This is a genomic window from Micromonospora tarensis (genome assembly GCF_016803395.1).
GTDB lineage: Bacteria > Actinomycetota > Actinomycetes > Mycobacteriales > Micromonosporaceae > Micromonospora > Micromonospora tarensis.
Genome location: NZ_JAEVHL010000276.1, coordinates 1 through 7864, shown reverse-complemented (window position 1 = coordinate 7864; position 7864 = coordinate 1). Strand labels below are relative to the sequence as shown.

General features: G+C 71.0%; 7 protein-coding genes. 2 read left to right on the top strand and 5 right to left on the bottom strand.

The genetic code is table 11. The features are described from left to right. Positions 1–1298: glycoside hydrolase family 6 protein (locus JM949_RS31120; RefSeq protein WP_203151689.1), on the top strand; the 1298-nt coding region annotated here is incomplete at its 5' end. A 121-nt stretch (positions 1299–1419) separates the two neighbouring features. On the opposite strand, the gene JM949_RS31115 is transcribed toward JM949_RS31120, so the two are convergent. The 5 genes from JM949_RS31115 to JM949_RS31095 form a co-directional block, all read right to left on the bottom strand. Beyond that, positions 1420–1806 carry a hypothetical protein gene (locus JM949_RS31115; protein ID WP_203151688.1) on the bottom strand — a complete coding sequence of 129 codons (387 nt, stop codon included), beginning with the start codon at positions 1804–1806 and terminating at the stop codon, positions 1420–1422. Between the two features lie 85 nt (positions 1807–1891). Then, the gene (locus JM949_RS31110) at positions 1892–2200 is read right to left on the bottom strand and encodes a hypothetical protein (RefSeq protein WP_203151687.1); all 309 of its coding nucleotides are present in this window, start codon (positions 2198–2200) and stop codon (positions 1892–1894) included. 16 nt (positions 2201–2216) lie between these two features. Next, on the bottom strand, positions 2217–3875 hold the full coding sequence (locus JM949_RS31105) for a sodium:solute symporter family protein (RefSeq protein WP_203151686.1): 1659 nt from the start codon (positions 3873–3875) through the stop codon (positions 2217–2219). A gap of 187 nt (positions 3876–4062) precedes the next feature. Further along, on the bottom strand, positions 4063–4983 hold the full coding sequence (locus JM949_RS31100; RefSeq protein WP_203151685.1) for a hypothetical protein: 921 nt from the start codon (positions 4981–4983) through the stop codon (positions 4063–4065). 11 nt (positions 4984–4994) lie between these two features. Next, entirely contained in the window at positions 4995–5588 is a 594-nt protein-coding gene (locus JM949_RS31095) for a hypothetical protein (RefSeq protein WP_203151684.1), read from the bottom strand. A 354-nt stretch (positions 5589–5942) separates the two neighbouring features. Here JM949_RS31095 and JM949_RS31090 point away from each other — a divergent pair. Beyond that, positions 5943–7864 (top strand): sensor histidine kinase (locus JM949_RS31090; RefSeq protein WP_203151683.1); only part of this gene is annotated, 1922 nt, incomplete at its 3' end.

The window sequence follows — 7864 nt, the reverse complement described above, 5'->3', positions numbered from 1 at the left end:
CGCCCACCGACCCGCCGCCCACCACCAACCCGCCGCCGGGCACGAAGGTGGACAACCCGTACGTCGGGGTCCGCGGGTACGTGAACCCGGAGTGGAAGGCCAAGGCGGACGCCGAGCCCGGCGGAACCCGGGTCTCGAACAACCCCACCGCCGTCTGGCTGGACCGGATCGCCGCGATCAACGGCACGCCGAACAGCAGCTCCAACGGTGCCTTCGGGGTGAAGGACCACCTGGACGAGGCGCTGCGCCAGGGTGCCGGCTACATCCAGTTCGTGATCTACAACCTGCCCGGCCGGGACTGCTCGGCGCTCGCCTCAAACGGTGAGCTGGGCCCGAACGAGCTGCCCAGGTACAAGGCCGAGTACATCGACCCGATCGCCGCGATCCAGAGCAACTCGAAGTACAGCAGCCTGCGGATCATCAACGTCATCGAGATCGACTCGCTGCCGAACCTGATCACCAACACCTCCGGCCAGGCCGGTGGCACGGTCATGTGTGACACGGTCAAGGCCAACGGCGCCTACGTCAACGGCGTCGGCTACGCCCTGGCCAAGCTGGGCGCGATCGGCAACGTCTACAACTACATCGACGCCGGGCACCACGGCTGGCTCGGTTGGGACACCAACTTCGGCCCGACCGCCGACATCCTGAAGACCGCCGCGGTCGCCTCCGGCAGCACTGTCAACAACGTGCACGGCTTCATCACCAACACCGCCAACTACTCGGCGCTGCAGGAGCCGTACTTCAAGGTCACCGACAACGTGAACGGCCAGACGGTGCGGCAGTCCAAGTGGGTCGACTGGAACTACTACGTCGACGAGCTCTCCTTCGCCCAGGCGTTCCGTACCAAGCTGATCTCGGTCGGCTTCAACTCCAACATCGGCATGCTGATCGACACCTCCCGCAACGGCTGGGGCGGCTCCGCCCGACCCACCGGCCCCGGCGCGACGACCAGCGTCGACACGTACGTCAACGGTGGCCGCATCGACCGCCGGCTGCACCTCGGCAACTGGTGCAACCAGGCCGGTGCCGGGCTTGGTGAGCGGCCCCGGGCGAACCCGGCGACGGGCATCGACGCCTACGTCTGGGTGAAGCCTCCGGGCGAGTCGGACGGCTCCAGCAAGGAGATCCCGAACACCGAGGGCAAGGGCTTCGACCGGATGTGCGACCCGACGTACGGCGGCAACGCCCGCAACGGGAACAACCCGTCGGGTGCGCTGCCGGACGCGCCGATCTCCGGTGCGTGGTTCTCCGCCCAGTTCCAGGAGCTGATGCGCAACGCGTACCCGGCGCTCTGACCGGAACGCCTCCACACCCACCCGCCGCCGGCAGTAGGTGAGGCACTGCCGGCGGCAGGTTCCCCCGGGTCCCCGGCCCGACCGTCACAGGTCGGGTCGGGGACCCCCTTTGGTACCCCGTTCAGGGCACTGTGCGTTCGATCGCGGCCCGGCCCTGCTCGGCCAGGTCACGGCGGGCCCGCTCCAGGTTCTCCGGGGTGAGGTCCTGCCCCCGGGCCAGCACCAGGTCCTCCGGCTCCCAGGGTTGCTCAGCCCCGGTGCGGATGTTGTCCCCACCAGCGCCGGTGCCCGTGCCCGTCGCCCCGGTGCCGGCGGCGTACGGGTCGCCGATCAGGTCGTCGGTCTCCGGCGCGAGGTCGGCCGGTCGGTTGCCTGGTTCGGCGAACGCCGGAGTGTCCCGGTCGGGGCCACCACCGGTCCGCAGCTGCGGCACGGTGGCGTCATCGTCCACCGCCGAGGCCACCTCCGGGCTCTCCTCCAGCGGCGGTTGGCGATCGCGATCGGTCATGGTGCTGCCTCCTGGGTCCGACACGGTGCCTGACTTCCGCGCGTACCCCCTGGTGCGGTGCCCATGCCGAAGCGGCTCGGGCGGGTCAGCTGCCGGGCTGCTTCTCGTTCGGCGCCGGCGGCTCCGCCGGGCGCAGCCACTGCCAGAGCAGCATGAGCAGGCCGAAGGCGAGCATCGCCAGCCCGGCCCACAGGTTGATCCGGACGCCCTCGGCCTTGTCGATCTCGGCCCGGCTGTCGAAGATGCCGATCAGCGTCACGATGATCCCGTACGCGACGAAGAGGCCACCGATCACCCGGCGGATGTCGAACAGCCGGGCTGCCGCGGAGCGTCGCTGCTCCGCCTGCGCCTCGTCGATCAGCGGGTCCTGTGCCGGCTGGCCGTCGTTGCTCATCTGCCGACCCCTTTCCTCAGAAGACCGGGATGTAGAAGAGGGCGGCCAGCGCGACCGCGATCAGACCGAGCAGCACCGGGGAGCGGTACCAGACGGCGTCCCCGGCGAGCACGTCGCCCTTCAGGTCGACGCCGCCCATGCCGTACACCAGCCCGCGCAGCTCCTCGTCCCGCTTGGGCGAGGTGAGCGGGGTGATGATCGCCGCGACCACCACCGCCGTGACGAACGCCAGACCGGCACCCCAGAAGCTCTCCTCCAGGTCGGAGTTGAAGTCGACCACACCGCCCTTGTAGAGCAGGTAGAGGCTCAGCGACACCAGGGTGCCCAGCAGCAGCGACCAGAAGCCGGCCAGGGCGCTCATCCGCTTCCAGAACATGCCGATGATGAAGGTGGCGAAGAGCGGCGCGTTGAAGACCGAGAAGAGCGCCTGGATGTAGTTCATGATGTTGCTGAACCCGGCCGCGATGAACGCGGTGCCGATGCCGATCACCACGGCGGCGACCGTCGCCCACCGGCCGACCCGCAGGTAGTACTCGTCCGACCGGTCCCGACGGATGTACGCCTGCCAGATGTCGTAGGTGAAGACGGTGTTGAAGCCGCTCACGTTGGCCGCCATGCCGGCCATGAACGAGGCGAGCAGGCCGGTGACCGCCACCCCGAGCACGCCGTTGGGCAGCAGGTCGCGCATCAGCAGCGGGATGGCGTTGTTGTACTGCAGGTCGCCGCTCTCCGCGCCGAGGCCCTTCACCGTGACCAGGGCCACCAGGCCGGGGATGACAGTGACCAGGGGGATGAACAGCTTCGGGTACGCGGCGATGATCGGCGTACGTCGGGCGGCGCTCATGTTCTTCGCCGAGAGGGCCCGCTGCACCTCGGCGAAGTTCGTCGTCCAGTAGCCGAACGACAGCACGAAGCCGAGGCCGAAGACGATGCCGATCCAGTGCGCGCCCAGCGGGTTGGCCGTGCTGCCGGTGTCCTGCCACGCGTGCAGACCCGCCTCGCCGAGCTTGGTGTCGCCGACCGCGTCCATCAGGCCGTTCCACCCGCCGACCTTGACCAGGCCGATCACGGTGACCGGGATGAGGCCGGCCAGGATGACGAAGAACTGGAGCACCTCGTTGTAGATCGCCCCGGACAGCCCGCCGATGGTGATGTACGCCAGCACGATCGCCGCGCCGACCACGATCGCCGTCCAGAGCGGCCAGCCGAGCAGCGCCTGCATGACCAGGGCCAGCGCGTAGAGGTTCACGCCGGCGATGAGCACCTGGGCGACGGCGAAGCTGAGCGCGTTCAGCAGGTGGGTGGGTCGGTTGAACCGCAACCGCAGGTACTCCGGGACGCTGCGGACCTTGGAGCCGTAGTAGAAGGGCATCATCACGATGCCCAGGAAGACCATCGCCGGCACCGCACCGATCCAGTAGTAGTGGACCGTCATCACGCCGTACTGCGCGCCGTTCGCCGCCATGCCGATGATCTCCAGGGCGCCCAGGTTCGCCGAGACGAAGGCGAGACCGGTCACCCAGGCCGGCAGGGAACGGCCGGAGAGGAAGAAGTCGACGCTGGTCCGGATCGCCCGGCGCGCGGCGAAGCCGACCCCGAGGACGGTGACGAAGTAGAGCGCCAGAATCAGGTAGTCCAGCCCGTTCATGTTGAGCCGGAGACCGCCGCCGTCCATCCCGTCACCCCTGTTTCGATGCCCGCGCTGGTTGGTCCGCGCGCCCTACTACCCCGTTCACGCGGTTTCACTCTCGGGCGGCGGGTCCGCCGCGTTCGGGCCTGGTTGGGCGGTCTCCGGAGGCGTTCAGCGCGCCGAAGGGGCGCTCCGACCGTCCGGCCGAGGCGCCCCTTCGTGGTGATGTGACTCAGCGACCCAGCACCCGGTCCAGGAAGTCCCGGTAGTTGCGCACCGCCATCCGCAGCTGCTCGGTGTCGGCCGAGCCGGCGTCCTGCCACCCACCCAGCGTGTTCTTCTGCGCGGCCAGCGCCGACGAGAGTGCCTGAATGGCCTCCTCCACCAGCGACTGCGCCTCGCCGGCCGCTCCCTGCGGATCGTCGACGAACCGCAGCTGGACGTCCCGCCAGCGGTCCCGGAAGCCCTGCGCGGTCTCCGGTTCCAGGAGCGTGGCGGGTTCGGCCGCGACGGTTGAGCCAACTGGTCGGGACGTCCCGGCGGACTCCAGCGTGGTGTCGGTTTCGTCGGTGGAGACCGATTCGCCGTCCGCGTCCGGGTCGACCATCTCCGGCGCGGCGCTGCCGTAACCGACCGCGCCGGCGGTGGCCCGGCCCGACCTGCCGGTCAGCTCGTCGCGCCGCTCGGTGCTGTCGTCGTCGACGTCCGTGTCGCGGCGGTGCAGTTCGGCGGTGGGGTCGGCGCGCAGACCCTCACGCTCGCCGTCCTCGGCGCCGTCGCCCGGCTGGGCGGTCCGTTCGGCCCGCGGGTCCGGCTGGTCCTGCGGGCGCGGGCTGGCCAGCGCGGAGGCGGCCACCGCGTCGCCGACCGTGGTGGCGCCGAACGCCGTGGGCAGCGGCCCCGGCTCGTGGAAACCGCCCTCGTCGTCGGAGGGGTCGTCGCGCCGGTGACGCCTGTCGGAGTCTTCGGCGTCCGGGTCGGTGTCGTGGGTCGGCTGGCGGGTGCTCTGGTCGTCGAAGGTGCCCCGGTCGTCGAGGGCGTCCTCGGGGACGTCGGAGCGGCCGGCCCGGTCACTGGCCGGGGTTACCGGCACGGGCGCGGAGCGGACGGCCTCAGGGTGGTCGTTGCTCACCTGCTGCTCTTCCTGGCGCATTGGTGGCCTCCTCAGCGGCTCGTGGCGTCGTGGTCCGGGTGGTGGCGCTGTTCGGGCGTGCGGTGGGCGACCGGCTCCTCGCCCAGCAGGTCGGCGAAGAGGGCCCGGTAGTGCACGACCGCCTGCCGCAGCTCCTCGGTGCTGGCCTCGCCCCGGGAGTTGCGCAGGTGGATCTCGTGCGCGTCCCGGTAGTTGGTGAGCGTGCGGGCGTGCTCGACGGAGAGGTGGGCGATCTGGTCGGAGAAGTCGCCGGTCGGATAGCCCTGCTCCTCGATGAGCCGGGTGACCAGTTCGTCCGCGTCGCCCACGGTCTCGCCGGGGGAGTCGATGAAGCGGACCTGGATCTCCTCCCAGGCGGCGCTGTACCAGGCCCGGGACTCCGGACTGAGCGGAGTGAGCGTGAGTTCGGCGTGTCGGCGTTCCCGGTCGCGCAGCTCGCGCTCGGCGGCGGACCGGCTGTCCTGCTCCGCCACCACCCGGTCGTACTCCGGCCCGAAGCGGTTGCGCAGCGCGCGGCGGCGGCTGAGCGAGCGGGCGGCCACGGCCAGCACCGCGACGACCACCAGCACGACGAGCACGATGACGACTATCTGCGTGGACGACATGGGTTCCTCCTTCGTCGCCTGGTATTCCCTCCGCACACTGATCGCCAATCCCAATCCGGGACACTTTCCTGACGGGGCCACCCGTCGACCTGGACGGGGCACCCACCGACACCAGCCAAACTTGAGCCATTCCAGTGACGGTCGGTCTCAGGCCGGTGAGCCGATCGTTGTCAGGCGGCACATGCCGGAGCGTCGATCTCGGCGCGACGGGCGGTAGTGCAACGGCCCCCGATTACGTATCCTGCCCAAGGCGCCCGCGCCGGTGCCCGGCGTTGCGGCCGGGCGCGCAGCCGGCAAGTGCGTTGCCCGGCGGTGCCGGCGCCCCTCCTGCCACCCCTGTACGGGCGAGGTCTGATGAGAACCCGCGACTGGCCGATCCGCTCGAAGCTGACCGCATTGGTCGTCGCGCCGGTGACCGCGCTGCTGGCGCTGTGGATCTTCGCGACCACGCTGACCTTCGGCCCCGCGCTGAACCTGCTCTCCGCCCGCACGCTGCTGTACGACCTGGGTCGCCCCGGCGAGGCCGTGGTCACCGAGCTGCAACGGGAACGCCGACTCTCGGTGGTGCAGCTCGCCGGCACCGCCGACCTGCCGGCGCTCGACGAACAGCGGCAACGCACCGACAGGGCGATCGCCGAGCTGCGCCGTCGGGTGAACGGCGAGCCGCTGCGCGACGCCGCCGACGACCTGCTGGAGGACCGGGTCGACCGACTGCTCACCGCTCTGGCCGCGCTGCCCACCGGCCGGAACTTCATCGACGATCGCCTGATGGACCGCGCTGGCGCGCTCGGCCTCTACAGCGGCATGGTCTCCGCGGCCTTCCAGGCGTTCGCCGGGATGGCGACCCTGACCGACCCCGGCATCAACCGGCAGGCGCTGGCGCTCACCTCGCTGGGCCGCTCCCGAGAACTGCTCGGCCAGACCGACGCCGTGCTGGCCGGCGTCCTCACCGCCGGACGGTTCGCGCAGGGGGAGCACGCCCAGCTCGTGCAGGCCATCGGCAACCAGCGCTGGCTCACCGAGAGCGCGGTGGCCGACCTGCCGGAGGCCGGGCGGGTCGCCTACCAGCGGCTGTCGGAGAGTTCGGACTTCACCAGCCTGCGCGCCATGCAGGACGCGCTGATCGCCGCCAACCGGTCCGGCCGGCCACCTGTGGACGCGGCGTCCTGGCAGGCCAGCCACGACGCCGTACAGCAGCAGCTACGCGACTTCGAGCTGGCCGAGGCCGACGACCTCACCGACCGCTCGGTGCCGATGGCGGTCGGGATCCTGGTCCGGCTGGCCGCCGCCGGGGTGCTCGGGCTGGTCGCCGTGGTCATCTCGGTGCTGGTGGCGCTGCGGGTCGGCCGCACCCTGGTCCGGCGGCTCAGCGGCGTTCGCACCGCCGCGCTGGAGCTGGCCGAGCACCGGCTGCCGGACGTGGTGACCCGGCTCCGTCGTGGCGAGCAGGTCGACGTCTCCCGGGAGGCGCCGCCACTGGAGTACGGCGACGACGAGATCGGTGAGGTCGGCCGCGCCTTCACGAAGGTGCAACGCACCGCCGTCCAGGCCGCGGTGGACGAGGTCACCCTGCGTCGCGGGCTCAACGAGGTCTTCCTCAACATCGCCCGACGGAGCCAGAGCCTGGTGCACCGACAGTTGCACCTGCTGGACCGGATGGAACGGCGCACCGAGGACCCGGACGACCTCGCCCAGCTGTTCCAGGTCGACCACCTGGCCACCCGGCTCCGCCGGCACGCCGAGGACCTGGTCATCCTCGCCGGTTCCGCACCCGGGCGCGGTTGGCGAAACCCGGTCGCCATGGTCGACCTGATTCGCGGCGCGATCTCCGAGGTCGAGGCCTACGAACGGGTGGACATCACCGCCGTACAGCCGGTCGGTGTGCTGGGGCGGGCGGTCGGTGACGTCATCCACCTGCTCGCCGAGCTGGTCGAGAACGCCACCGCGTTCTCCCCGCCGGACACCCGGGTCACCGTCAGCGGCGAGCGGGTAGCCAACGGGTACGCCCTGGAGATCACCGACCAGGGGCTGGGGATGTCTCCCGCGGCGCTGGAGACCGCGAACACCAGGCTGGACAGCTCGCCCGAGTTCGATCCGGCGCAGAGCGCCCGACTCGGCCTGTTCGTGGTGGCCCGGCTGGCGGCCCGACACGGCGTACGGGTGCGGTTGCGCCCCTGCGGGGAGGGCGGCGTCACCGCCGTGGTCCTGGTCCCCAGCGACCTGGTCACCGCCGAGCCGCCGGCCGGCCCGGACCCGGCCACACTGGGCCCCGCGTC